Consider the following 22,495-nt stretch of genomic DNA (forward strand, 5'->3'; position numbering starts at 1 on the left):
ATGAGTGAGGAGACCCGCGGCCCCTCGGACACCGGTACCTCCACGGAGTCCGGGGGCGCCGCCCCCGCGGCCCGCCGCCCCGACCGTCCACCGGCCCCCCTGCGCAAGAACGCCGACTTCATCCGCCTGTGGGTGGGGGCGGGCATCTCGCAGTTCGGTACGCGGGTGGGCATGACGGCCTTCCCGCTCCTGACGCTGTATCTCACCGGCTCGGCGATGCACGCCGGTCTGGTGGGGTTCGCGGCCTCGCTGCCGAACTTCGTGGTGCAACTGCCGGCGGGTGCGCTGGTCGACCGCTGGGACCGGCGCCGACTGATGCTGTGGTGCGACATCCTCGGCGCGCTCTCGATCGCGTCGGTGGCCGTCGCCGTGGCCCTGGGGCACGTGTGGCTGCCCCACCTCATGGCGGCGGCGTTCCTCGAAGGCACCCGGGGCATCGTGGTCGACCTGGGTGAGCGGGCGAGCGTCCGGCAGGTGGTGCCCGCGGGCCATCTGCCGGCCGCGCTCGCCCAGAACGAGGCACGCGGTCAGGCCATGGGGCTGCTCGGGCAGCCGAGCGCCGGCGGCCTGCTCGCCGTCGCGGCCTGGCTGCCCTTCGCCACCACCGCCCTTGCCTCGTCGGTGGCGGCGGTGTGCGTGGCGCTGATGCGCGGGAACCGGGGCGTCCGCGCCGGCTCACGGGCGCGGCCCCTGCACACCGACATCAGGGAGGGCATCACCTGGCTGTGGCGGCACCGGGTCGCGCGGTTCCTCGTCGCCCTCTTCGCGGGCTGCAACTTCGCCTTCCAGATCCTGATGCTCACCGTCATGGTGATCATTCAGCAGAGCGGCCGGTCACCGGTGTTCGTCGCCCTGGTCACCGGCTGCGGTGGCCTCGGCGGGCTCGCCGGGGCCCTGGCCGCTCCACGCCTGCGGCGGCGCTTCGGTCTGCGCCCCGTCTTCCTCACCGGCTGTGCGGCGTGGACGCTCATCACGCCGCTGGTCGCGTGGGTGCGCCACCCCGCGGGCCTTGCCGTCATCCTGACGGCCACCACGCTCATCGTCGGCGCACTGAGCGTCACCGCCTGGGTCTTCCAGGTCCAGAACACCCCGGACGAGCTCCAGGGCCGGGTGAACGGGACGGCACGCTTCCTGGCGTCCGGAGCGAACTCTCTGGGCGCGTTGAGCGGCGGCTTCCTCCTGGCCTCCGTCGGCGCGGGACCGACGGGGCTCGTGGTCTGCGGTGTCATGCTCCTTGTGACCGCCGTGGTGCTCTCCGGCAGACGAACACTGGCCGAACCGGCCGACTCCTTGTGACATTCGGCCGAACTACCCGCTGAGGCTAAGCTTTTGTCCATGCATTCCCTCCACCGAGTGATACAGCGGTTGCGGCCCCCGTTATTGAAAGTGTGGAAGACCCTCACTTTCCTTGCCGCCGGAATTCCGCTGCAGCTCGTCTCGCTCCTCTGCGCGCTTCTCCCCAAGATGATTCCGGTCCTGACGCTGATTCAGCGGTACCGATTTCAGACCGTTCTCGGCGTGGAGATCGCGCGCACGCCCGAGAACGACCGGAGAACTCGGTGGCGGCAGGCGAAGTACCACCTTCTGTCCGGGCCCGCGGTGGCGCTTGCCGCAGCTGTCGGTCTCGCTCTGTGGCTCGTGGGGTTCGCGGCAGGCACCGTGTACATCTGGGTGTGGGAGCTTCCGCTGGAGTGGCGTCTCGCGCACCACGGCTACTCCGTCACGGCGGGCTATGTCATGGCAGCCGGTCTTGCCGTGCTCGCCTTCGCCACCTGGGCCTGCAGCGGACTGACGCGGCTCGACGCCCTCGCGGCCAGGAAGCTGCTCGGCCCCACGCGGGCCGAGATCCTGGAGCAGCGCGTGGAGAACCTCACGGAGAGCCGGGCGGGCGTGGTGGAGGCGGCCGACGCCGAGCGGCGCCGCATCGAGCGTGACCTGCACGACGGCGCCCAGCAGCGTCTTGTGGCCATGGCAGTCAATCTCGGCCTGGCCAGGGCGACGCTCGGCGACCAACTGCCGGACGACGCCCGCGAGGTCATCGACGAGGCGCACCGCGAGGCGAAGGAGGCCATCTCCGAGCTGGGGAACCTGGTCCGCGGCCTGCACCCGGCCGTGCTCGAGGACCGGGGGCTCGACGCCGCGCTGTCCGGCATCGCCGAACGCGTTCCGCTGCCCGTGCGTCTCAACGTCGAGCTGGCCGAGCGGCCCCTGCCGACGGTCGAGGCGGTCGCCTACTTCGTCGTCTCCGAGGCGCTCACCAATGTGATCAAGCACGCCGAAGCGTCCCGTATCGATGTCACGGTCGGCCGGATCGGGGACTCGCTGCTCGTCATCGTCTCGGACGACGGTGTCGGAGGCGCGGACGCCGCCGCAGGTACCGGGCTCGACGGCCTCGCCAAGCGCGTCGCGTCCGTCGACGGTTCGCTCGCCATCAGCAGCCCGGCCGGCGGCCCGACGGTGCTGACCGTGACGCTGCCCTGCGAGCCCTGAGCCTCCCCGGCCGCGACACACAGGAGCCGGCCCCGGTCGTGATGCGACCGGGGCCGGCTCTCGTGTGCTGCGGGTGTTCTGTTCAGTCCCACGTCCAGACCGCTGCCGTACGCCTGCCGCGGCCACGCCACCACAGGGTGAAGCCGATCGGCACCATGAGCAGGCCGGGCAGCAGTCCCACCGCCCAGCTGACCTCGATGGGCGGTCCGGGGCGCGGCCCCACGGAGACGGCGAGGGTTCCGCGGCCCTTCCCCTCGGGTCCGTCGAGGGCCAGGTCGAACTTCCAGGTGCCCTCGTCCGGCAGCAGGGTGGCGTCAAGTCCCCACCGGTCGTGGGAGCGTGTGTAGCGGGGAAGCTCCCGGCCCAGACCGGCGCCCCGCTTTCCGTACTCGCCGCCCGACGGCCGGATGAGGTGCAGCCGGGCCGTGCGGCCCTTGATGCCCTGGGTGGGCTGGAACGTCATGTCCAGTGAACGGCCCGCGTACAGCGGCCAGTCGCTGAAGGACACCTGAAGGTCGTACGGGCCCGCCTTCACCCGCTCGGAGTGCACCACCGGAGCCGGACCGGCCTCGGCCGATGCGGCGGGCGCCCAGACGACCGTGGCCAGCAGGCCGAGGACCGTCACCGAGACGGAACGCCGCAGATACCGCGACCGGTTCCGCCATGTCATGTGTCGTCGCATGGTCAGACCTCCATGACGGGCCGCAGCGCGGGCTCGGACGGCGTCGAAGCGGCAGGCTGCGTGTCCGCGCCCGGGGCCAGCCTGCGCAGGGAGATCGCAGCGGACCAGCCGAGCGGCCCCGCTCCCGCGCCCAGTGCGGTCGCGATCGCGATGACCAGCGGCGAGAAGCCGTTGCCCAGTTGTGGGGTGTAGAGCAGCGACATCAGCAGGGCGGCGACCGCGCTGATCGCGGGGATGGCGGCCTTGGGCGAGAGTCCGCGGCGCCGCAGGACGACCAGGCCGACCTCCACGAGCAGGGCGATCAGCGGCAGCACCATCGGGTAGAGCGAGGCCAGTTCGGGCCGGCCCGAGATGTTGTCGCGCAGCGAGAGACCCAGGCTCTCGGCGTAAAGGCGGGTGATCCAGGGCGCGAAGAACCAGTCGATCGCGTGCAGCGCCCCGAAGATCAGCCCCGTGAGCGTCACCCAGCCGGTGGCACGGGTCACCCCGGCCACCAGCATCAGGGCGAAGAGGGCGACCACGGTCACCGACACCTCGAAGGGCTGCGCCCAGAAGAGCGCGAACATCATCGAGGTCAGGGACGTCGCCACGGACAGGACGAGTCCCCAGCGGGTGATCCCCCGGCCGCCGAGCGCGATGAACGCGAGGACCGCGCCGACGCAGATCGTCAGGCCGCCGAGCGAGAGCCCCACGTGGGGAGGGGAGTTGAGGGTGACATCGAACCCGTACACGGTGTGCCACCACAGGTCGATCATTCCGTAGATCAGCTCGACCGCGGCGCCGACGCCCGCGACGAGGAACCCGACCGGCGCCCGGAAGACGCCAAGGACGGTCACGGCGCGGCCGGCCGTGATGCTTCTCGGGTCGGCGCGCCAGGCGCCGGTGCGCATCAGCACGATCACCACGCTGGCAAGACCGGCCAGCGTCGGTGCGGCGTAGATGAGCATGTGGGGGGCGGTGAAGAAGGTGTCAGGCCCCACGTCGTCGTGCCACTGCACGTCCCAGACCACGCCGAAACTGGTGGAGAGCAGGGCGACCGACAGCAGCCAGCACCCCACCAGTTCGAGCCGGTCGGGGCCGTCGGACGACGGGGATTCGCGCTCAGTCATCAATCGGGGTCCCTCGCCGGGTGTGTTCGGATGTGGTCATGCGGGGAGGGACTGCTCCATGCTCTGGCGCAGGCTCAGCGGCCGCATGTCCGTCCACACCTCGTCGATGCGGGCGAGGCACTGCTCGCGCGTCCCCTCGGTGCCCTCGGTCCGCCAGCCTTCCGGCAGGTCGCGCTCCACCCACCAGATCGAGTACTGCTCCTCGGCGTTGAGGACCACGCGGTAACGGGCATCGTCGGTGAATTCGTCGGCCATGACAGGCTCCTCGGCATTTCCGGAACAGGGAATCCCGGGAATGCTCGGCCCACGTCCTATATCGCCTCTATACCAACGGCCGCCTCATGTACCGACGGGAGTATGGCCGGAATATAGCCGCCTGCCGCACGGTGGCCGCGACAGGAGCGCACGATCCGCCACATCGGGAGGTCACGGTCTCAATGGAGAACCGTCAGGGATGGAAACCACTGGAGATCGGCCCGGCGGACGCCGGGGTCACCGCCGACGCCGACGGCCTCGTCTCCCATCTGGAATCAATCACCGATCTGGAGCAACTCCTCGCCAAGGAAAAGGCGCTGGTCTTCCGGGGCTTCCGGGTGCCCGAGGACGGCCTCGAGCCCGTCATGGACCTGCTGCTGCCCAACCGGCTCGCGTATGTGCACGGCAACTCCCCGCGCACCAAGGTCGGCAAGAACGTCTACACGTCGACCGAGTACCCGGCCGAGTACGTGATCTCCATGCACAACGAACTGTCGTACGCGCACCAGTGGCCGGCCAGGCTGCTCTTCTACTGCGCCGTGGCCCCGGCGACCGGCGGCGCCACCCCCGTGGTGGACGGCACGCTGTGGCTGGACTCCCTGGACGACGACGTGCGTGAGGCATTCGCGGGCGGCGTCCGCTACACCCAGAACCTGCACGGCGGCCGTGGTCTCGGCAAGAGCTGGCAGGACACCTTCGAGACCGGCAGCAAGGACGAGGTGGAGGAGTTCCTCACCGACGCCCGCGCGAGCTGGGAGTGGCTGCGCGGCGACACGCTGCGGGTGACCCAGGAGCGCGCGTCCACCCTGCGGCACCCGATCACCGGCGAGGAGGTCTGGTTCAACCAGGCCGACCAGTGGCACCCCGCGGGCCTGGGTGACGAGACCGCAGCCGAGCTGGCCAAGGTCATGCCCGCCGACGAGCTGCCCCAGTCGGTCAGTTACGCCGACGGCCGTCCGATCCCCGCCGAGCACGTCCTCCAGGTGCGTGACCGCGGGCTCGCCGCCGCCGTCGACGTGGACTGGCGCCAGGGTGACCTGCTGCTGGTCGACAACGTCCTCGCGGGCCACGGCCGTCGCTCGTACACCGGAGCGCGCAAGGTGCTGGTGGCCATGTCCAACTGACGCCCGTACCGCGGGCCCCCGAAAGCGCCTCCGCGCTCACGCGGAGGTGAGCAGCGGGCCCACGCGGTAGGCGTGGGCGACCTGGAGCAGCCAGGTGATCTCCGCGCTCAGATCGGCCGCCGACGGACCGTCGGCGGCCCGTCCGGTGTCGGGCACCGCGGGCCGCAGGCCCAGTTTCCTGGCGTGCACGGCCGCCTTGAGCTGGGCGGCCGTGACGCTGGCCGCCAGCTCGTCGCCGTACAGCCTGGTGGCCTTGCCCAGCCTGTCGGCCCGCTCGGCGACCTCCGCGTCGAGGTCGTCACGCAGGGCCAGTTGCCCGTCCCGGATCTCGATGACCCTGCGGTACAGCCTGAACTCCATGTTCCGCACGGTGAGCAGCGAGGAGAGCCGCGAACACGATCCGTTCTCCAGGACGATGGTCGGCGTGGCCTGTTGGAGCGCCCTCCAGAGCGGATGGAGACGCTGGTACTGCACATAGCTCCGCACGGCGCGGCGAGCCATGGTCAGTGAGGGTCCCCAGCCCGGCAGCGTCCATCCGACCTGGGCGAGCAGTGCCCCGATGCCACCGCAGAGCCACGCGGAGCGCTCCACCCACGACGGATCCAGGGTGACGCACCCGCACAGGCCGTTGCCGAACCGGACCACGCCGTACCCGATGGAGAGCGCGGATCCCACCGCCGTGACGCGCAGCCCGCGCCGCAGCCACAGCCGGTTCACCCGCCGGGCGAAGCGCAGACACTGGACCGACACCAGTACCTCGCCGACCATGAACACCCCGCTGTACAGCAGGAGATACCGGGCGTACGCGGGGTCCGACGCGTAGTGGACGGTGAAATCCCTGGGGTGTTCGCCCGATGGCCGCAGCCGGGTGAAGAGCACGGCAAGGACCGCCACCACCCCGCTGGTGAGCAGGGCGTGGCACACCACCCTCACCCAGGCCGGTCCCGGCGGATGGAGCAGCCGGCCGAGGAACGCGCACTGGGCCGCGATCAGACCCATCACACAGCTCTGGGCCAGCAGCGCCGCGCTGTTGGCGACCCCGGTCAGCCGGTCGACGACCGGCCACACGACGGGAGTGGACAGGGTGAAGCTGAGCGCCGAGAAGCCGTGCACGCCGCACAGCGCCCACAGCCCCGGGTCACGCGGTGCGCGGCGCAGCGCGCTGGCCTTGTAGATCAGAGCCGCCCAGGCGACCAGTGCGCAGAGCGGGTGCAGCAGACCCGTCACGGACGCTCGGGCATCCGTCGGACGTCCGGCGACCGCCGCAGCAGCGTCCGCTCCAGCCTGCCGACGAGCCCCGCGCTCTCGGCGGTGGCCGCCCAGACGGGGTCCAGGGGCCGGTGGTTGGCGCCCTGCAGGAGGAGTGTGCCGATCAGCTCGGCCTCCTGCTCCTCATCGGCCGTGTACGCGGACCGCATCCGCACTCCTGTGACGCTGTGCACGTCGAGGCCGGGCGGCAGCAGCCGCGCGGTCCGTTCGCCCGGAGCGGGCTCCTGCGGTCGTTCCTCGTCGTGGCAGAGCAGATGTCCCAGCTCATGTCCGATGATGTGCTGCTGGTGGACCGGGCTTGTCTGCTGCTCGTAGAAGATGTAGTCGGCCTGGGACGTACGGACCCATACCCCGCAGTGACCCTCGGCGGGGAAGGCCATCGCCTCCAGGTGGATGGTCCGTCCCGTCCGCTCGGTCACTCGCCGGCACACGTCCGGGATGCCGTAGGGGTACGGCAGGTCGAGTTCGCGGACCAGGGCTTCGTACCGAGCTCGCCGCTTTCGCGGTATCACTCCTGGCACGGCTCGTCCGAGCACTCCGCGAGACCTTCCAACTCCCGTACGCGCTCGATCACTTCGGTGATCGAGTCCAGGCTCTTCGCGGACAGGCCGGAAGCACGCAGGGCGATGGCCTGCACTCCCGCGTCCTTGAGGACGGCGAGCAGCCGCACATCCGCCGACACGTCTCCCTCGTCGAAGAAGTACGTGGGCGGCACTCCGAAGAACTGGGCGAGCGCCTCGACATGACGGAGCGTCGGGTTGTCCCGGTGCCCCTTGCGCAGCAGCCAGATGTAGCTCGCCGAGATCGGGACACCGCTGAGGGTGATGCTGCGGGCGACCTCTTCCGTGCTGTACGGCCGCCGGCCCGATGGAGTCGCGGTGCGGAACAGGTGGTTGAGCTTGTCGGCGAGACGCAGCCCGGCCGTCACGCCAGGTTCGTTCACGTGGGTACCTCCAGCTGGTGGGGTGATTCTACCGTCGGACTGCACTCCTGTACGGACACGATCAAACCTTTGCCCTGCTTTGATCATTCTGCACCCACATCTTGTGGGGACGTTGGATAGAGTCCCCAACTCACGTAGCAATTGTGATGGCGGGGATTCGTTCCACAGTCGAGACCACGACTGATGTGTTCCCGCCGAGGCGGCCGCGAAGTAGGGCAAGTGGGTCGCCATGTGCTTCTGGGGAGGGCGCAGTGTTCGACTTACTTGGCCTGAACGGCATCGCACAGGCGGTGTACGAGGAAATGCTCAGGAATCCGGCGGCGGACGTCGATGACCTCTCCTGGACCCTCGGCCTGCCGACGTCCCAAGTGCGGGACGGTCTCGCCCGGTTGAACGAACTCGCGCTGATCCGGCCGTCGTGGCAGACGCCGGGAGAGTACCGCGCGGTGGAACCGGAAGTCGGCCTCGAACTCCTGCTGTCCAACCAGGAGGCGGACCTGCGCCGCAGGCAGGAGGAGATCGAGGCGGGCCGTCTCGAACTGGAGCGCCTGGTCGCCCAGTACGCGGAGTTCAGCCACGTCCGGCAGAGCGCCGACACCGAGCGGCTCAGCGGAATCGACGCGATCCGCCTGCGCATCGAATCGCTCGCGTCGCGATGCGAGAGCGAGGTCATCGCCTTCGTGCCGGGCGGCGCCCAGTCCCCCGCCAACATGGAGGCGAGCCGGCCCCTCGACGAATCGACCCTCCTGCGGGGCGTGCAGATGCGCACGGTCTACCTGGAGAGCATCGGCAACGACCCGGCCACGAAGGAGTACGCGCGCTGGCTCGCCGACTCGGGTGCGCAGATCCGCTTCGCCGCGGTGCTGCCGCCCCGCATGGTGATCTACGACCGCAAGGTCGCCATCGTGCCGGACGACCCCGACGCGACCCACCGCGGCGCGCTCGTCACCCGGAGCAAGGGCGTCGTCAGCGCGCTGTGCGAGCTCTTCGAGCAGGTCTGGGCCACCGCGCGACCGCTGGGCGCCGACAGCCAGCCGGGATACGACGGTCTCACCCTGCAGGAACAGGCCGTGCTGCGGCTGCTGGCCCAGGGGAACACCGACGACCAGATCGCCCGGAGGCTGGGCACATCGGTGCGCACGACCAGACGCATCACCGCGGCCCTCGCCAACCGGCTCGGGGCCAGGAGCAGGTTCCAGACCGGGGCCCTCGCGGTGGTCCGCGGGTGGCTCGATCCACGGGAGCTCGGCTGAGCCCGCCGGGGCCGGGGCCCGGCGCGCGCGCCACCGTATAGACCTTCTATAGGGAACCGTCCGACGCTTCTCGGCGGCGCTCGGCGGCTGGTTCCCACCACCGCCGGCCGCCCCACCACTGTCGACCACACGAGGCGCGGCATGCTTCCCAGAACTCAGCGAACCGAAGCGCGGGGATCCCGGATCCTGGGCATCGGTGTCTACCGTCCACGGCGCGTGGTCGGCAACGACGAAGCGGCGGACAGGACCGGGCGTACGGCCGAATGGATCGTGCGCCGCACGGGCATCCTGGAACGCCGCTACGCGAGCCCCGACGAGACCGTGGCCGGCATGGCCGTCGATGCGGCCACGAAGGCCCTCGCCGACGCCGGTGTCACCGCCGCCGAGATCGACATGGTCCTGGTCGCCTCGATGTCGGATCTGCGACAGAGCCCCGGTCCCGCGCCCGAGGTGGCCCACCGCATCGGCAGCCGGGCCGCGGCCATGGATCTGAACGCCGCCTGCGCGGGGTTCAGTTACGGCATCGGGCTCGCCGCCTCCATGGTCAGGGACGGCACGGCCCGCCATGTGCTCCTGATCGGCTCCGAGCGGATGACCGACATCGTGGACCCCCACGACCCGGGCGCGGCGTTCCTCTTCGCCGACGGGGCGGGAGCCGTGGTGATCGGCCCCGCCCCGGCCGGCGAGGAGGGGATCGGCCCCGTCGTGTGGGGTTCCGACGGCGGGCGGGGCGAGCTGATCGCCCATGACGCCACATGGACGCAGTACCGCGACACCCCCGGCGCCGCATGGCCCGCGATGCGGATGGCCGGACCCGAGGTCTTCCGCTGGGCGATCGAGGACATGCCCGAGACCGCCCGGAAGGCGGCAGCGGCGGCCGGGGTGGCGCTGGACGACCTCGATGCCTTCGTGCCGCACCAGGCCAACCTCCGGATCATCGACACCCTCGCCGAGCGCCTCGAACTGCCGCCGGACGTCGCCGTGGGCCGCGACGTGGTGCATTCGGGCAACACCTCGTCGGCCTCCATCCCCCTGGCCGTCTCCCGGCTCCGGGAGCTGGGCGCGGTCGGCGGCGGCGCCACGGCCCTGTTCATCGGCTTCGGCGCCGGACTCACCTGGGCGGCCCAGGTCGTGACGCTGCCCTGAGGACGACAGGGCCACCCCAGGACGACACCGCACGCGAGCACAGACTTGAGACAAGGAGCACACGGTGAGCAGCACACGGACGGCTCAGACCGCCGCACTGGATTGGGAGTTCGCCCCGGGCCTGCCGGCCACCGCGAAGATCGGCGGCCTGACGGCCATGGCCGAGGCCGCGGAACTGCTGACATCGGTCCGGGGTGAGATCGAAGCGGCCCTGCACGAACACGGCGCCGTCCGGCTGCGCGGCGTCCCCCTCACCGGCGTGGACGACTTCGCCGTCGTACGGGACGTCCTTCTCCCGCAGCGCACGCCTTACCGCGAGAAGGCCACCCCCCGCAGCGACTTCGGCAACGGCGTCTACTCCTCCACGGACCTGCCGCCCTCGCAGCCGATCCGGATGCACAACGAGAACAGCTACACCCTGACCTTCCCCGGCCTGCTGATGTTCGCCTGCCTGGTGGCGCCCTCGGAGGGCGGTGCCACGCCGGTCGCCGACTGCCGTCAGGTCCTGCGCCTCCTGCCGGAATCCATCGTCGCGAAGGTGCGCGCCGGCGGCTGGCTGCTCCGGCGCAGCTACTCCGAGAACATCTCCACGCAGTGGACGACCGCCTTCGCCACCACCGACCGGAGCGAGGTCGAGCGGTACTGCGCCGAGAACCTCATCTCCCATGCCTGGCAGGAGGACGGCAACCTCCGCACAAGCCAGCTGCGGCCCGGCGTGATCCGCCACCCCTCGACCGACGAGGAGGTGTGGTTCAACCATCTCGCCTTCTGGAACGAGTGGTCCCTTGACGAGGAGCTCAGGGAGGCGCTCACCGACGAATTCGGGCCCGAGGGGCTTCCGTTCAACACGGCCTTCGGTGACGGGGACCCGCTGACCAAGGACGAGCTGGAGACGATCCAGGCCGCCTACGAAGAGGCCACGGTGCGCGCACCGTGGCAAGTGGGCGATCTTCTCCTCGTCGACAACGTCCTGGCCGCGCACGGCCGCGACCCCTTCCGCGGCGACCGCAAGATCGTCGTCGCCATGGGAAACCCCGTGGACATCGACGACTGCCGCCCCGGCGTCCGCCCCGCGCCCCACCCCGCGTAGTCACCACGCGTAGTCGCCACGCCCCAACCCGCGTGCCTCTCCTCTCCTTTCCCCTCCTTTCCCCTGCTCTGTGCCGTTGCACCGCCCCGTTCTCGAAGGAGTCCGTTCCATGGCTGATCCCCTCCGGCAGCCGGCCGACATGCTGAGCCGCTTCCAGCGAGCGGTCCTCGACGCCCCGGACCGGACCGCCGTATGGGCGACGGACGGCCGGCTGACCTTTGCCGAACTCGACCGGGCCACCGCGTGCCTGGCCGATTCCCTCCGCGCCCGAGGAGTCGCCCCGGGCGACAGGGTCGGCGTCGCTCTCCCCCGTGGCAGAGCGCTGGTCGTGGCCCTGCTGTCGGTGTGGCGTGCGGGCGCCGCCTACGTGCCCCTCGACCCGGCCTATCCACGGGACCGGCTCGCGTTCATGGCCGAGGACTCGGGAATCCGGCTGCTGCTGGCGCAGGACGACTCCGCCGCTGCCGCGCGGTTCCTGCCCGCCGGTGTGACAGCGGTCCCCGTGCGCGTGGCCACGGACCACCTGTCCCCCACACACCCGGACCCGGTGGTGCCCGCGCTCGCCCCCGCCTACGTCATCTACACCTCGGGGTCGACCGGCACGCCCAAGGGCGTCCAGGCGACCCGGGGCGGTGTGGCCTCGCTCGTCTCCGCGCTCGAAGAGGCGGGTATGTACGAGGCCGGGCCACGGGTCGTCGCCTGGAACGCCAGCGCGTCCTTCGACGCCTCCGTCCAGCAGTGGGTGCGCGTGTGCCGTGGCGACACCGTCGTGGTCCTCGACGACGACCACCGCAAGGACCCCGAGCAACTCGCCCTCCTCCTCGACCGCCTCGGCGTGACGGATCTCGATCTGACGCCGTCGCACTGGGAGTTCCTCCGTACGCAACTGCTGTCCCCGCGTGCCGACGGGCGCGTCCTGAGGCTCTTCATGGGCGGGGAGCCCGTCCCCGGGCACCTGTGGAGCGAACTCGACGCCGCCGGCGCCCGGGGAGAGCTCGAGGCCCTGAACCTCTACGGGCCCACCGAGTGCACCGTCGACGCCACCGCCGCCTGGATCACGGGCGAGCACCCGCACATCGGCCACCCCCTCGCGCAGTCGCAGGTGCGCCTCCTGGACAGCGCTCTGCTGCCGGTGCCCGCGGGCGCCGTCGGCGAGGTGTTCATCGGTGGCCCCCGCCTGGCGCACGGCTATGTGAACCAGCCCTCGCTGACCGCCGCACGCTTCGTGCCCGATCCCCACGGCGGCCCCGGCGCCCGGATGTACCGCACCGGCGACCGGGCGAAGCTGACGGCCGGCGGCACCCTGGAATTCGTCGGACGCGTCGACCGCCAGGTCAAGCTCCGCGGCTTCCGGGTCGAACTGGGCGAGATAGAGCAGGTGCTGGCCACGCACCCGGCCGTCGCCCGTGCCGCCGTACTGGTCCACGACGGTGGCTCCGCCGACGAACAGCTGGTGGCCTACTGCACACCGGCCGAGCCCTCCGCGCAGCCCACCGCCGATGCCCTCTCCGCCGCATTGCGCGATCACGCCACCGGGGCGCTGCCCGCCTTCATGGTGCCGTCCTTCTACGTACTCCTGAACGAACTGCCGCTGACCCCCAACGGCAAGCTCGACACGGACGCCCTGCCCGACCCCCGGGCGGCTGCCGGGACGACCGCGGTCACGACTGTGCCGCCCGGCAGCGAACCGGAAGGCGCGTTCGAGACGCTGATCGCGAGCGTCTGGTCCGAGGTGCTCGGCCGGGAGGGGATCGGTGCCGACGACGACTTCTTCGCTCTCGGCGGTCACTCGCTCATGGCGCTGCGCGTGGTCGCACGCCTCAAGAAGCACCTCGGTCTCAGCGTCTCGACGAAGGAGGTCTACCGCCACCCCCGGCTCCGGGACCTCGCCGTGCACGTCGAGGGCAAGAACCGGCTCACCGCCGGAGCCTGACCGTTTTCACTGACATCGGAGAAGAGGACAGAGATGCTCGACACCGCACTGGTCCGCCCCCGGCCCGTTCCTGACGCGCGGCTGACGCTGGTCTGCCTCGGGTTCTGCGGCGGGGGCGCGGGTGTGTACCTCCCCTGGACGGACGAACTGCCGGCCGGCGTCGAACTCGCCGCCGTCTGCTACCCGGGCCGGGAAGGACGCTTCACGGAGGACTTCGCCGCTGACTGGGACGCCCTGGCCGAGGACGCCCTCGCCGTCGTCGCCGCGGTGGACGGCCCGTATGTGCTGTTCGGCCACAGCATGGGCGGCTGGATGGCGTTCGACGTCGCCTCCCGCATCGAGGAACGCGGCGGCCGGGCACCCGAAGCGCTTGTCGTCTCCGCGGCGAACGCCCCCAGCCTCGGCCTGAACGCCCAGGACATGTTCCCCTCGCAGCAGGACACCGACGGACAACTCATGGACTGGATACGCACGTTCGGCCTCATGCCGGAACACGTGCTCGGCGATCCGGACCTGGCGGAGATGGCCATGGACCTCATGCGCGCCGACATCAGGGTGCGTGACTCCTTCTACTACCGCGAGGGCGCGAAGGTGAGCACACCGCTCCAGGTCCTCTCCGGCGCCGACGACGACGTCGTCGACCGGAACGCGGGAGAGCACTGGAGCAAGCTGGCCATGGGCGACTTCCGGCACGACGTCCTGCCCGGCGGCCACTTCTACACACAGGACATCTGGCGCAGCCTCCCGTCCCGCATCGCCGCCCTGCAGCACCCCTGAGCACAGGGTCAAGTCCTGTGGGAGCAGGGGGAATTCGGTTGCCCGGAGCATGGGGCGTCCGCGACACTGCGCCCCATCATGACTAGTGCCCCCGGGGACATATCCGTCGCGTCAGGGGGCCTGTGGTCCCGTAACTTCTCGCTCTTCTTCGCCGCCCGTGGTGTCGCCAGGCTCGGCGACATGATGGCCCCGGTGGCACTGGCCACCGGGCTGGTCATGAGCGGATACGGGGCCGGGGTGGTGGGGGCCGTACTGGCCAGCATGACGGCCTGCTTCGCCGGGTTCGTCATCTTCGGCGGGGTGATCGCCGACCGGGTGAACAACCGGGTGCTGATGATCGGGGCGGACCTCGTACGCGTCGTCGTGCAAGGCGTCATGGCCGGGCTCTTCTACACCGGTCACATCGTCGTCTGGCAGATCTGTCTCCTCTCGGCCGTCAACGGCATCTGCGCCGCGCTCTTCCAGCCCGGCCTGCCCACCCTCATCCCGCGGATCGCCGCTGACGTGCAGGGTGCGAACGGGGCCATCCGCACCATCGAGTCCCTGATGACCATGGCGGGGCCCGCGGTGGCCGGTGCGCTGGTGGGGCTCACCGAGCCGGGCGGAGTCTTCGTCGCGTACGCCTTCACGTATCTGGCCAGTGCCATCTGCCTGGCGCTGCTGCGGCTGCCGGCCGCAGGCCGGTCCGTGGTGGCGAAGGAGAACTCCTTCCGGTCCGATCTGGTGCAGGGGTGGCAGGAGTTCCGGTCCCGCACCTGGCTCTGGGGCGTCATCGTGATCTGGATGGTCCTGATGATCTCGTCGTGGGGGCCGATGGTCCCGCTGATCGCGACCGAGGTCGTCTCCGAGCACGGCCCCGGCACGCTCGGCCTCGTCAACTCGGCCATGGGCGCGGGCATGGTGGTCGGTGCCCTCGTCGCCATGCGGGTGCGGCCGGTGCGGCCGCTGCGGGCCGGTTCCCTCGCGCTGCTGCTGTACTGGTTGCAGCCGGCGTCGGTGGCGCTCGGGCTTCCGGTGCCGCTGATCGCCGCTGGGCTCGCGGCCGCAGGTGCGGCCAACGCCTTCTGGGGCGTGATGTGGACGACCAGCATCCTGACCCAGGTGCCGACCGGGGTGCGGAGCCGGGTGCACGCCTACGACGTGGCCGGATCGGTGGCGATGATGCCCGTGGGGCAGGCCCTCGCCGGTCCCGCGTCGGAGATCTTCGGGGTGCGTGAAGTCCTTGGGTTCAACGCGGTGATGGCGATGGTGGTGGCGGTGGCGCTGCTGTCCGTTCCGGCGATCCGCAACCTGCGCAAGGCAGAGGGCCGAAGCACACCCGAGGCTGCTCCGGCCGCAGTGGGGAGATCTGCCCGCTGAGCCGGCCCGGATCGGATGATCGAGGGCCGGCGCGGCGACATCGATGATTCTCAGCCGTCGACGGTGATCAACCGGCGATGGTGGCGAGATTGCCGGGCTCGTAGGAGCCGCCCTGATTGTTGAGGATCACGCCGAGCCGATTGGTCGCGTTGATCATGGCGATCAGCGAGACAAGGGCGATGGTCTGGTCGTCGTCGTAGTGCTTGCGGACCTGGTCCCAGGTCTCGTCGGAGACGCCCTCGTAGCCGTCGATGATGCGAGTGCCCTCCTCGGTGAGGGCCAGGGCGGCCCGCTCGGCCTGGGAGAACACGGTGGAGTGACGCCAGGCGGCGACGAGGTTCAGCCGGGCCGCGGTCTCACCTGCGGCCGCGGCGTCCTTGCCATGGATGTCGACGCAGAAGCCGCAGCCGTTGATCTGGCTGGCGCGCAGCTGCACCAGCTCCTGGGTGGGCTTGGGCAGCGATGACTCGTGGATCACCTGGCTGACGGCGAAGATCCGCTTGCCGATCTTGGCGCCGGTCTCGTTCGCGAACAGATTCATACGGGGTTCCATCACAACGTCCTCACTCGTGGAATCGTGTGCCGCGCGGATGGTCCGTGCGGCGTCGCGGCGTCTTGATGCTCAGTCGCAGCGTCTTGATGCCCATAAGTCGCCGGCCGGCCCGGCCCCGTGACAGCCCGACGATGTGATGCAGGCCACCGCGCTTCCGTGTCACAAGGCGGCGGGTGGCGGCGTCTTGTGCGTGACACGGACGTGGCACGGAACGGACGGGCGACGTCACCGCGACGCCACAGTCAGGAGCCGACGATGGACGAGCCCACCCAGCAGGCGACCGGTGCGACCCGCGTGACCGGGCCAAGCCCTCGCGCCGGCGGCACGGACTCCGCCACCGAGGCGTTCGTCGCCCATCGCAACCTGCTGTTCACCGTTGCCTACGAGATGCTCGGCTCCGCGTCCGACGCCGAGGACGTCCTTCAGGAGACCTGGCTGCGCTGGGCGGACGTCGACCAGGACACGGTTCGGGACCCGCGTGCCTTCCTGGTGCGCATCACCACGCGCCAGGCACTGACCCGGCTGCGTACGCTGCGTCGGCGCAAGGAGTCCTACGTCGGCCCCTGGCTGCCCGAACCCCTGCTCACCGCGCCCGATGTCGCCGAGGACGTCGAGCTGGCCGACAGCGTCTCCATGGCGATGCTGCTCGTCCTGGAGACGCTCGCGCCGACCGAGCGGGCCGTGTTCGTGCTGCGCGACGTCTTCGATCTCGGGTACGACGAGATCGCGAAGGCCGTCGAGAAGACCCCCGCCGCTGTCCGGCAGATCGCCCACCGCGCACGGGCCCACGTCGCGGCGCGCCGGCCGCGCGAGGTCGTCTCGCCCGCCCAGTCACGCAGTGCGCTCGCGGCCTTCCAACAGGCGGTCGAAACCGGCGACTTGCAGCGGCTGCTCGACATGATCGCCCCGGACGTCGTGCTGTTGACCGACGGCGGCGGTGTCGTACGGGCCGCGCTGGAGCCCGTCGTGGGCGCCGAGACGGTGACCGCCGTGCTCAGCAGGCTCACCTCCGCGACCATGCAGCCCGCGCAGGTCAACGGCTACCCCGCCTTGATCCTGCGTACGGACGGCGAGATCGACTCCGTCCTTGCGGTACGCATCGAAGGCGGCCTCATCACCGGGCTCTACGCCGTCCGCAACCCCGAGAAGCTGTCACGCGTCGAGCGCGAGACCGCGATCGGACGCTGACGCCGGCCGAGGCCGACATCGACTCCCTCACCCTCTCCCTGGTCGGCGGCGGACGATCTCGGAGACGGTCAGCGCGGGCTCGTCCTGCGTGGCTCCCACGAACACCCCTTTCACCAGGCGCTGTTCTCGGCTGGTCCGTCCTGTGGCCGGGGCAGTCCCGCCCCGACACGCGCGGCGGTCTCCCGCAGCCAGATGTGCGCGGCGTCGTGCGTGTGCACCGGATGCCACCACAGTGCCTCTTGCAGGGGAACCGCCTCGTAGGGAGGTTCCACGACCCGCACGGCGGCGATCGGCGTGAGCCGGCGGGCGAGCCGGGCCTGGACCATGGCGATCCGGCGGGTGCCCGCGACCAGGAGCGGCAGCAGCTGGAAGCTGTCGACGGACACCTCCACGTGCGGCTCCACACCGAGCATGCCGAGCTGCCGGACGGCCGGGGCATCGTAGGTGCGCTGGTAGGTGACCCACGGCAGGTCCGCCAGATCCTGCCGGGTCAGCCGGTCCGTGACGGACGGGTGGTCGTCGGCGACCACGAAGACCCACCGGTCGTCGTAGAGGTCGGTGGCGGGGAAGTCGCTGATGACGCCGTGCGGCATGAGCAGTCCGTCGACGGCGCTGAGCAGCGTCGCGGTGTCGTCGACCACGGTGGGCGGGGTCTGCGCGAACCGCAACCGGATGCCGGGGGCCTCCTCGTGGATGACGCGGGCGAGTTCGGCACCGAAGACGGAGACGGCGTAGTCGGAGGCCACGAGCTTGAACTCGCGGCTCTCCACGGCCGGGTCGAACTCGGCCTGGCTGGAGAAGAGCCGCTCGAGCACGTCGTAGGCGGTGGAGGTGCGGTCGAGGAGGACCTGGCCGAGGGCGGTGAGTTCGTAGTGGCCGCCGACGCGGGCGAGCAGGTCGTCGTCGAAGTGACGGCGCAGGCGGGACAGCGCGGCGCTCATGGCGGGCTGGCTCAGTCCGACGCGCTGCCCGGCGCGGGTGACGTTGCGCTCCTCGAGGAGGGCGCGCAGGGCGACGACGAGGTTGAGGTCCAGGCGGGCCAGATTCACGTTCTTTCCCTTGCTGAGTGCGGCGCCGGACGGCGCCGACCAGGGGAAATCCATTCTGTGGATGACTTCCATCCACACAATCGATTTCCCTGATCACTGGGGGCGGGTCCAGATTAGTCCCACCGCACTCAGGAGGACATGCCCGTGAAACCCGCTCCCGCTTCCGCGCCCTTCGCCGGTCCCTTCGCCCTCGCGACGCTCTCGGCCCCGGCAGGCCAGGCGTTCCCCGCCCTGGTCACGGCCGACGAGCGCGTCGCCGACCTGCGCGACGCCCTCGGCGACGAGCGCCTGACCGTCCGCCGTCTTCTGGAGGACTGGCCCGCGGTACTGCCCCGGCTGCACTCCCTGGCCTGCGACGGCTCCGTGGGACGCAGGCCCCTGGCGGATTTCCGGGTGCACGCTCCGGTCGAGCCGCGGCAGGTCTTCCAGTCGGGTGCCAACTACCGGCAGCACGTGATCGATCTGCACGTGGCGCACCGCGCGCCCGGCGACGACCGCCCGGATGACGAGCGGCGCGCCGAGGCCGCCGAGATCATGGACCGGCGGGCGAACGAAGACCTGCCGTACGTCTTCATCGGCCTGCCGAGCGCCATCACCGGACCCTACGACGACGTCGTACTCCCCGCGTGGGCCGAAAAGCCGGACTGGGAGCTGGAGTTGGCGGCCGTGATCGGCCGCCCGGCGCACCGTGTCTCCGTCGACGAGGCGCTGGACCACGTCGCCGGGTACACGATCGCCAACGACCTCACCGACCGCGCCACCGTCTTCCGGCGCGACATGCCGCAGATCGGCACCGACTGGCTGCGCAGCAAGAACGCCCCCGGTTTCACCCCGCTCGGCCCGTGGATCGTGCCCACCGAGTCGGTCGCCGACCCCGACGGCCTCCGTCTGGTCCTGAAGCTGAACGGCGAGACCATGCAGGACGAGTCCACCAAGGACATGATCTTCAATGTGGCACGGATGGTTTCGTACGCCTCACAGTCCGCCCAACTGCTCCCCGGTGACCTGGTGTTGACGGGTTCGCCGGCCGGGAACGGCATGCACTGGGGCCGTCTGCTGCGCGACGGAGACGTGATGGACGGCTCCGTCACCGGCCTCGGCGCGCAGCGCACCCGATGTGTGGCGGAGGTGGCGTCGTGACGGCTCTGGACCGGACCGACCCGGAAGGCGCGATAGCCGAGGCCGCCAAGGCGTACTCGAACTGGGGGCGTTGGGGCGAGGACGACCGGCTCGGCACGCTCAACTTCCTCGACGAGGCCAAGCGCCGTGAGGGCGCCGCGCTGGTGCGGCGTGGCGTCAGCTTCTCGCTCTCCCAGCGGTTCGACATGGACGGCCCGCAGAAGGGCTGGCGGCGCCGGACCAACCCCGTGCACACGATGCTCGACACCGGCACCGACGCCGTCCTCGGCAGCCAGGGCTTCCCGCACGGGCTGGGCGGCGCCGACGACGTGATCGCCATGCCGCTGCAGTGCTCCACGCAGTGGGACGGCCTCGGCCACATCTTCGACCACGGCAAGGCATGGAACGGCCGCCCGGCGGAGAAGGTCGTCACCTCCGACGGCGACCTCGTCACCGGCATCGAGCACATGGCGCCGTACGTCGCCGGGCGCGGCGTGCTCCTCGATGTCGGCCACGTGGCCGGCGAGGACGGCGAGTTGCCGGACGGCTTCGCGATCACCGAGGAGCACCTGACCGCGACCGCCGGGGCGCACGGCGTGACCGTCGGCCGCGGCGACATCGTGCTGGTGCGCACCGGGCGCCTCGCGCGGGCCCGGCGCGAGGGCTGGGGCGAGTACGCGGGCGGCCCGGCACCGGGTCTCTCCTTCACCACGGCGGGCTGGCTGCACCGCAACGAGATCGCGGCGATCGCCACCGACACCTGGGGCTTCGAGGTCCGCCCCAACGAGTTCGACCACTCCTTCCAGCCGCTGCACCAGGTCGCCATCCCCAACATGGGCCTGCTCATCGGCGAGATGTGGGACCTGGACGCGCTCGCCGACGACTGCGCACACGACGGCATGTACGACTTCTGGCTGACCGCCGCTCCGCTGCCGATCACCGGTGCCGTCGGCTCGCCCGTCAGCCCGATCGCCGTCAAGTAGCCCTCAACCTCCCTGAGGGACAAAGGAGTTACCGCATGAGCACACCCCGCACGGTCCTCGTCATCGGCGGCGGCGCGGCCGGCAACGCCGCGACGATCCTGCTGCGCCGCGCCGGCATCGCGGTCGACCTGATCGAGGCCAAGGACAACTGGAACGCCACCGCAGGCTCCGGCATCACCCTCCAGGGCAACGCGCTGCGGGTGCTGCGCGAACTCGGCGTGTGGGACCAGGTGGAGAAGTCCGGCCACGGCTTCGGCGCGGCAGGCATCACCGCCCCCGACGGCACCGTCCTGCACGTCGCGGAAGACCTGCGCACCGGGGGCGACGACCTGCCCGCCACCGTCGGCATGCAGCGCCCCCGGTTGCAGGGCATCCTGATCGACGCGGTCCGCGCCAGTGGCGCCACCGTCCGCCTCGGCCTCCGGGCGACGTCGCTGGACCAGTCCGCCGACGACGGCGTGACCGTCGGCTTCAGCGACGGCACCGCATCCCGCTACGACCTGGTGATCGCCGCCGACGGCCTGGGCTCCACCACCCGCGCGGCCATCGGCATCACGGACCGGCCCGAGCCCACCGGCATGGCCATCTGGCGCGTCGCGGCCCCGCGCCCCGCAGGCGTCGTCCGCGCCGACCTGGCCTACGGCGGCCCGGCCTACATCGCCGGCTACTGCCCGACCGGCGACTCCACGCTCTACGCGTTCATAGTCGAGGCCAGCCGGGACCGCGCCTCGATACCCGCCGAGTCGTACGCCGACGAGATGCGGTCCCTCGCACGGCACTACGGCGGCTTCTGGCCTGAGATCACCGCGCACATCACCGACCCGGCCCAGGTCAACTACACCTGGTTCGACCGGATACTGGTCGAGGGTTCCTGGCACCGCGGCCGCGTCGTCCTCGTCGGCGACGCCGCGCACTGCTGCCCGCCCACCCTCGCCCAGGGCGCAGCCCTTTCGATGGAGGACGCCTGGGTGCTCACCCAGATGCTGACCGCCGCCGACACCTGGGACGACGCGCTGTTCCAGGCGTACTACGAGCGGCGGATCCACCGCGTACGAACCGTCGTCGAAGCCTCCGTGCAGATCGGCCAGTGGCAGCTCGACGGGGTGCGCGACGCGGACGTGCCCGGCCTGATGGGCCGCACCATGACCATGCTGCGGGAGCTGCCGTGACGACGCCGCCCACCGTCGACGTGCACGCCCACGTCCTGCTGCCGGAGATCGAGACACTGGTGGACGGCCTGCCGGGCCTTGCCGAGGCGAAGGCCCTGGACGCCCGCCGCAACGGATCGGCCGCGCTGAAGGCCAACGGCCCGATGATCGGCGAACGCATCCCCCGCCTCACCGATCCGTCGGCCCGCCTCGCCGCGATGGACGCCCAGGGCGTCGACGTCCAACTCGTCAGCCCGTCCCCCTCGCACTACCACTACTGGGCGGACGAGGAGACGGCCGAGAAGGTGTACCGGCTGGCCAACGAGGCGACGGCGGCGCACTGTTCGGCCGCGCCGGACCGGCTGCGCGGTCTCGGCCTCGTACCGCTCCAGCACCCGGACAATGCCGTACGAGCCCTCGAACACGCCCTGGAACAAGGGCTGTCGGGGGTGGAGATCTCCAGCCACACGCCCGGTCGCGAGCTGTCCGACCCGGCCTACGAACCGCTGTGGGCGCGAGCCGAGGAGACGGGAGCGATCCTCTTCCTGCACCCCTTCGGCTGCACCCTCGACGAGCGCCTCGACCAGTGGTACCTGTCCAACACGGTCGGCCAGCCCACCGAGAACGCGGTCGCCGTCTCGCACCTGATCTTCTCCGGCGTCCTGGACCGCCACCCCGGCCTGAAGATCGTCGCGGCGCACGGCGGGGGCTATCTGCCCACCCACATCGGCCGCTCCGACCACGCGTGGTCGGCCCGTGCGGACGCGGGCGCGGGCTGCGCGCACCCGCCGAGCAGCTACCTCAAACGGCTGTACTTCGACTCCCTGGTCCACGACCCGTACGTCCTGCGGGAGTTGGTGCGGGTGGCAGGCGCGGACCGGGTGCTGCTCGGTTCCGACTTCCCCTTCGACATGGGCACCGACGACCCGGTCGGCGCCCTGCGCGCCGCCCGGCTCCCGGACGCCGACTTCCACGCCGTACGGGGCGGCAACGCGGCCGCCCTCCTCCGCCTCCGGAAGGACTGA

Annotated in this window: 22 protein-coding genes; 14 read left to right on the top strand and 8 right to left on the bottom strand. The window is 70.9% G+C overall.

Going from position 1 to position 22,495, the window contains the following annotated elements; all coding sequences use genetic code 11:
- On the top strand, nt 1-1,296 hold the full coding sequence (locus tag ABZ833_RS28715; RefSeq protein WP_361052166.1) for an MFS transporter: 1,296 nt from the start codon (nt 1-3) through the stop codon (nt 1,294-1,296).
- Between the two features lie 39 nt (nt 1,297-1,335).
- Nucleotides 1,336-2,490, top strand: coding sequence for a histidine kinase (locus tag ABZ833_RS28720; protein ID WP_361052169.1), 1,155 nt, complete (start codon nt 1,336-1,338; stop codon nt 2,488-2,490).
- Between the two features lie 82 nt (nt 2,491-2,572).
- Here ABZ833_RS28720 and ABZ833_RS28725 read toward each other — a convergent pair whose 3' ends face one another.
- Genes ABZ833_RS28725 through ABZ833_RS28735 form a run of 3 tightly spaced genes read right to left on the bottom strand, consistent with a single transcriptional unit; the run spans nt 2,573 to nt 4,536 of the window.
- Nucleotides 2,573-3,172 (bottom strand): hypothetical protein, encoded by a 600-nt coding sequence (locus tag ABZ833_RS28725; RefSeq protein ID WP_361052172.1) that lies wholly within the window; start codon nt 3,170-3,172, stop codon nt 2,573-2,575.
- Nucleotides 3,173-3,174: 2 nt separating this feature from the next.
- Nucleotides 3,175-4,281, bottom strand: a complete 1,107-nt coding sequence (locus tag ABZ833_RS28730; RefSeq protein WP_361052174.1) for a hypothetical protein — start codon at nt 4,279-4,281, stop codon at nt 3,175-3,177.
- A 36-nt stretch (nt 4,282-4,317) separates the two neighbouring features.
- Nucleotides 4,318-4,536, bottom strand: coding sequence for an MbtH family NRPS accessory protein (locus ABZ833_RS28735; protein WP_361052176.1), 219 nt, complete (start codon nt 4,534-4,536; stop codon nt 4,318-4,320).
- Between the two features lie 182 nt (nt 4,537-4,718).
- Here ABZ833_RS28735 and ABZ833_RS28740 point away from each other — a divergent pair, with 182 nt between their 5' ends.
- Nucleotides 4,719-5,660 carry a TauD/TfdA family dioxygenase gene (locus tag ABZ833_RS28740; protein WP_361052179.1) on the top strand — a complete coding sequence of 314 codons (942 nt, stop codon included), beginning with the start codon at nt 4,719-4,721 and terminating at the stop codon, nt 5,658-5,660.
- A gap of 36 nt (nt 5,661-5,696) precedes the next feature.
- Here ABZ833_RS28740 and ABZ833_RS28745 read toward each other — a convergent pair whose 3' ends face one another.
- The 3 genes from ABZ833_RS28745 to ABZ833_RS28755 are packed head-to-tail and all read right to left on the bottom strand — an operon-like array spanning nt 5,697 to nt 7,872.
- Entirely contained in the window at nt 5,697-6,887 is a 1,191-nt protein-coding gene (locus ABZ833_RS28745; protein ID WP_361052182.1) for an MAB_1171c family putative transporter, read from the bottom strand.
- Nucleotides 6,884-7,450, bottom strand: coding sequence for a regulator component (locus ABZ833_RS28750; RefSeq protein WP_361052185.1), 567 nt, complete (start codon nt 7,448-7,450; stop codon nt 6,884-6,886). Before ABZ833_RS28750 ends, ABZ833_RS28745 begins: the two co-directional genes overlap by 4 nt.
- Nucleotides 7,438-7,872 (bottom strand): helix-turn-helix domain-containing protein, encoded by a 435-nt coding sequence (locus ABZ833_RS28755; RefSeq protein ID WP_361052187.1) that lies wholly within the window; start codon nt 7,870-7,872, stop codon nt 7,438-7,440. The genes ABZ833_RS28750 and ABZ833_RS28755 overlap by 13 nt, the downstream gene beginning before the upstream one ends.
- Nucleotides 7,873-8,123: 251 nt before the next feature.
- Here ABZ833_RS28755 and ABZ833_RS28760 point away from each other — a divergent pair, with 251 nt between their 5' ends.
- The 6 genes from ABZ833_RS28760 to ABZ833_RS28785 all read left to right on the top strand — a co-directional run bounded on the left by ABZ833_RS28760 (nt 8,124) and on the right by ABZ833_RS28785 (nt 15,430).
- Nucleotides 8,124-9,125 (top strand): LuxR C-terminal-related transcriptional regulator, encoded by a 1,002-nt coding sequence (locus ABZ833_RS28760; RefSeq protein WP_361052190.1) that lies wholly within the window; start codon nt 8,124-8,126, stop codon nt 9,123-9,125.
- Between the two features lie 141 nt (nt 9,126-9,266).
- Complete coding sequence (locus tag ABZ833_RS28765; RefSeq protein ID WP_361052193.1) at nt 9,267-10,271, top strand: beta-ketoacyl-ACP synthase 3; 1,005 nt, start codon at nt 9,267-9,269, stop codon at nt 10,269-10,271.
- Between the two features lie 64 nt (nt 10,272-10,335).
- A complete protein-coding gene (locus ABZ833_RS28770) occupies nt 10,336-11,361 on the top strand; it encodes a TauD/TfdA family dioxygenase (protein WP_361052196.1) in 1,026 nt (341 codons plus the stop codon).
- A 109-nt stretch (nt 11,362-11,470) separates the two neighbouring features.
- Nucleotides 11,471-13,294, top strand: coding sequence for a non-ribosomal peptide synthetase (locus ABZ833_RS28775; RefSeq protein ID WP_361052199.1), 1,824 nt, complete (start codon nt 11,471-11,473; stop codon nt 13,292-13,294).
- Between the two features lie 33 nt (nt 13,295-13,327).
- Complete coding sequence (locus tag ABZ833_RS28780) at nt 13,328-14,071, top strand: alpha/beta fold hydrolase (protein WP_361052202.1); 744 nt, start codon at nt 13,328-13,330, stop codon at nt 14,069-14,071.
- 78 nt (nt 14,072-14,149) lie between these two features.
- Nucleotides 14,150-15,430 (top strand): MFS transporter, encoded by a 1,281-nt coding sequence (locus ABZ833_RS28785; RefSeq protein WP_361052204.1) that lies wholly within the window; start codon nt 14,150-14,152, stop codon nt 15,428-15,430.
- A gap of 67 nt (nt 15,431-15,497) precedes the next feature.
- Here ABZ833_RS28785 and ABZ833_RS28790 read toward each other — a convergent pair whose 3' ends face one another.
- Nucleotides 15,498-15,983: a carboxymuconolactone decarboxylase family protein gene (locus ABZ833_RS28790; protein WP_361052207.1), complete on the bottom strand. Its 486-nt coding sequence runs from the start codon at nt 15,981-15,983 to the stop codon at nt 15,498-15,500.
- Between the two features lie 255 nt (nt 15,984-16,238).
- On the opposite strand from ABZ833_RS28790, the gene ABZ833_RS28795 reads away from it, so the two are divergent.
- Nucleotides 16,239-17,171, top strand: a complete 933-nt coding sequence (locus ABZ833_RS28795; RefSeq protein ID WP_361052210.1) for an RNA polymerase sigma-70 factor — start codon at nt 16,239-16,241, stop codon at nt 17,169-17,171.
- Nucleotides 17,172-17,281: 110 nt separating this feature from the next.
- Here ABZ833_RS28795 and ABZ833_RS28800 read toward each other — a convergent pair whose 3' ends face one another.
- The gene (locus ABZ833_RS28800; RefSeq protein ID WP_361052415.1) at nt 17,282-18,220 is read right to left on the bottom strand and encodes a LysR family transcriptional regulator; all 939 of its coding nucleotides are present in this window, start codon (nt 18,218-18,220) and stop codon (nt 17,282-17,284) included.
- Nucleotides 18,221-18,358: 138 nt separating this feature from the next.
- On the opposite strand from ABZ833_RS28800, the gene ABZ833_RS28805 reads away from it, so the two are divergent.
- The 4 genes from ABZ833_RS28805 to ABZ833_RS28820 are packed head-to-tail and all read left to right on the top strand — an operon-like array spanning nt 18,359 to nt 22,495.
- The gene (locus tag ABZ833_RS28805; RefSeq protein ID WP_361052213.1) at nt 18,359-19,360 is read left to right on the top strand and encodes a fumarylacetoacetate hydrolase family protein; all 1,002 of its coding nucleotides are present in this window, start codon (nt 18,359-18,361) and stop codon (nt 19,358-19,360) included.
- A 5-nt stretch (nt 19,361-19,365) separates the two neighbouring features.
- Nucleotides 19,366-20,322, top strand: coding sequence for a cyclase family protein (locus ABZ833_RS28810; RefSeq protein WP_361052418.1), 957 nt, complete (start codon nt 19,366-19,368; stop codon nt 20,320-20,322).
- 35 nt (nt 20,323-20,357) lie between these two features.
- Nucleotides 20,358-21,491 (top strand): FAD-dependent oxidoreductase, encoded by a 1,134-nt coding sequence (locus ABZ833_RS28815; protein ID WP_361052215.1) that lies wholly within the window; start codon nt 20,358-20,360, stop codon nt 21,489-21,491.
- Nucleotides 21,488-22,495 (top strand): amidohydrolase family protein, encoded by a 1,008-nt coding sequence (locus ABZ833_RS28820; RefSeq protein ID WP_361052218.1) that lies wholly within the window; start codon nt 21,488-21,490, stop codon nt 22,493-22,495. The genes ABZ833_RS28815 and ABZ833_RS28820 overlap by 4 nt, the downstream gene beginning before the upstream one ends.

The organism is Streptomyces sp. NPDC047525 (assembly GCF_040643025.1).
GTDB lineage: Bacteria > Actinomycetota > Actinomycetes > Streptomycetales > Streptomycetaceae > Streptomyces > Streptomyces durmitorensis.

What these genes read in the sequence shown, in the direction of transcription:
- ABZ833_RS28715 (WP_361052166.1), top strand. Translation starts at nt 1, where the DNA reads ATGAGTGAGGAGACCCGCGGCCCCTCGGACACCGGTACCTCCACGGAG.
- ABZ833_RS28720 (WP_361052169.1), top strand. Translation starts at nt 1,336, where the DNA reads ATGCATTCCCTCCACCGAGTGATACAGCGGTTGCGGCCCCCGTTATTG.
- ABZ833_RS28725 (WP_361052172.1), bottom strand. Translation starts at nt 3,172, where the DNA reads ATGCGACGACACATGACATGGCGGAACCGGTCGCGGTATCTGCGGCGT.
- ABZ833_RS28730 (WP_361052174.1), bottom strand. Translation starts at nt 4,281, where the DNA reads ATGACTGAGCGCGAATCCCCGTCGTCCGACGGCCCCGACCGGCTCGAA.
- ABZ833_RS28735 (WP_361052176.1), bottom strand. Translation starts at nt 4,536, where the DNA reads ATGGCCGACGAATTCACCGACGATGCCCGTTACCGCGTGGTCCTCAAC.
- ABZ833_RS28740 (WP_361052179.1), top strand. Translation starts at nt 4,719, where the DNA reads ATGGAGAACCGTCAGGGATGGAAACCACTGGAGATCGGCCCGGCGGAC.
- ABZ833_RS28765 (WP_361052193.1), top strand. Translation starts at nt 9,267, where the DNA reads ATGCTTCCCAGAACTCAGCGAACCGAAGCGCGGGGATCCCGGATCCTG.
- ABZ833_RS28775 (WP_361052199.1), top strand. Translation starts at nt 11,471, where the DNA reads ATGGCTGATCCCCTCCGGCAGCCGGCCGACATGCTGAGCCGCTTCCAG.
- ABZ833_RS28780 (WP_361052202.1), top strand. Translation starts at nt 13,328, where the DNA reads ATGCTCGACACCGCACTGGTCCGCCCCCGGCCCGTTCCTGACGCGCGG.
- ABZ833_RS28785 (WP_361052204.1), top strand. Translation starts at nt 14,150, where the DNA reads ATGACTAGTGCCCCCGGGGACATATCCGTCGCGTCAGGGGGCCTGTGG.
- ABZ833_RS28790 (WP_361052207.1), bottom strand. Translation starts at nt 15,983, where the DNA reads ATGGAACCCCGTATGAATCTGTTCGCGAACGAGACCGGCGCCAAGATC.
- ABZ833_RS28795 (WP_361052210.1), top strand. Translation starts at nt 16,239, where the DNA reads ATGGACGAGCCCACCCAGCAGGCGACCGGTGCGACCCGCGTGACCGGG.
- ABZ833_RS28805 (WP_361052213.1), top strand. Translation starts at nt 18,359, where the DNA reads ATGCCCGTGAAACCCGCTCCCGCTTCCGCGCCCTTCGCCGGTCCCTTC.
- ABZ833_RS28815 (WP_361052215.1), top strand. Translation starts at nt 20,358, where the DNA reads ATGAGCACACCCCGCACGGTCCTCGTCATCGGCGGCGGCGCGGCCGGC.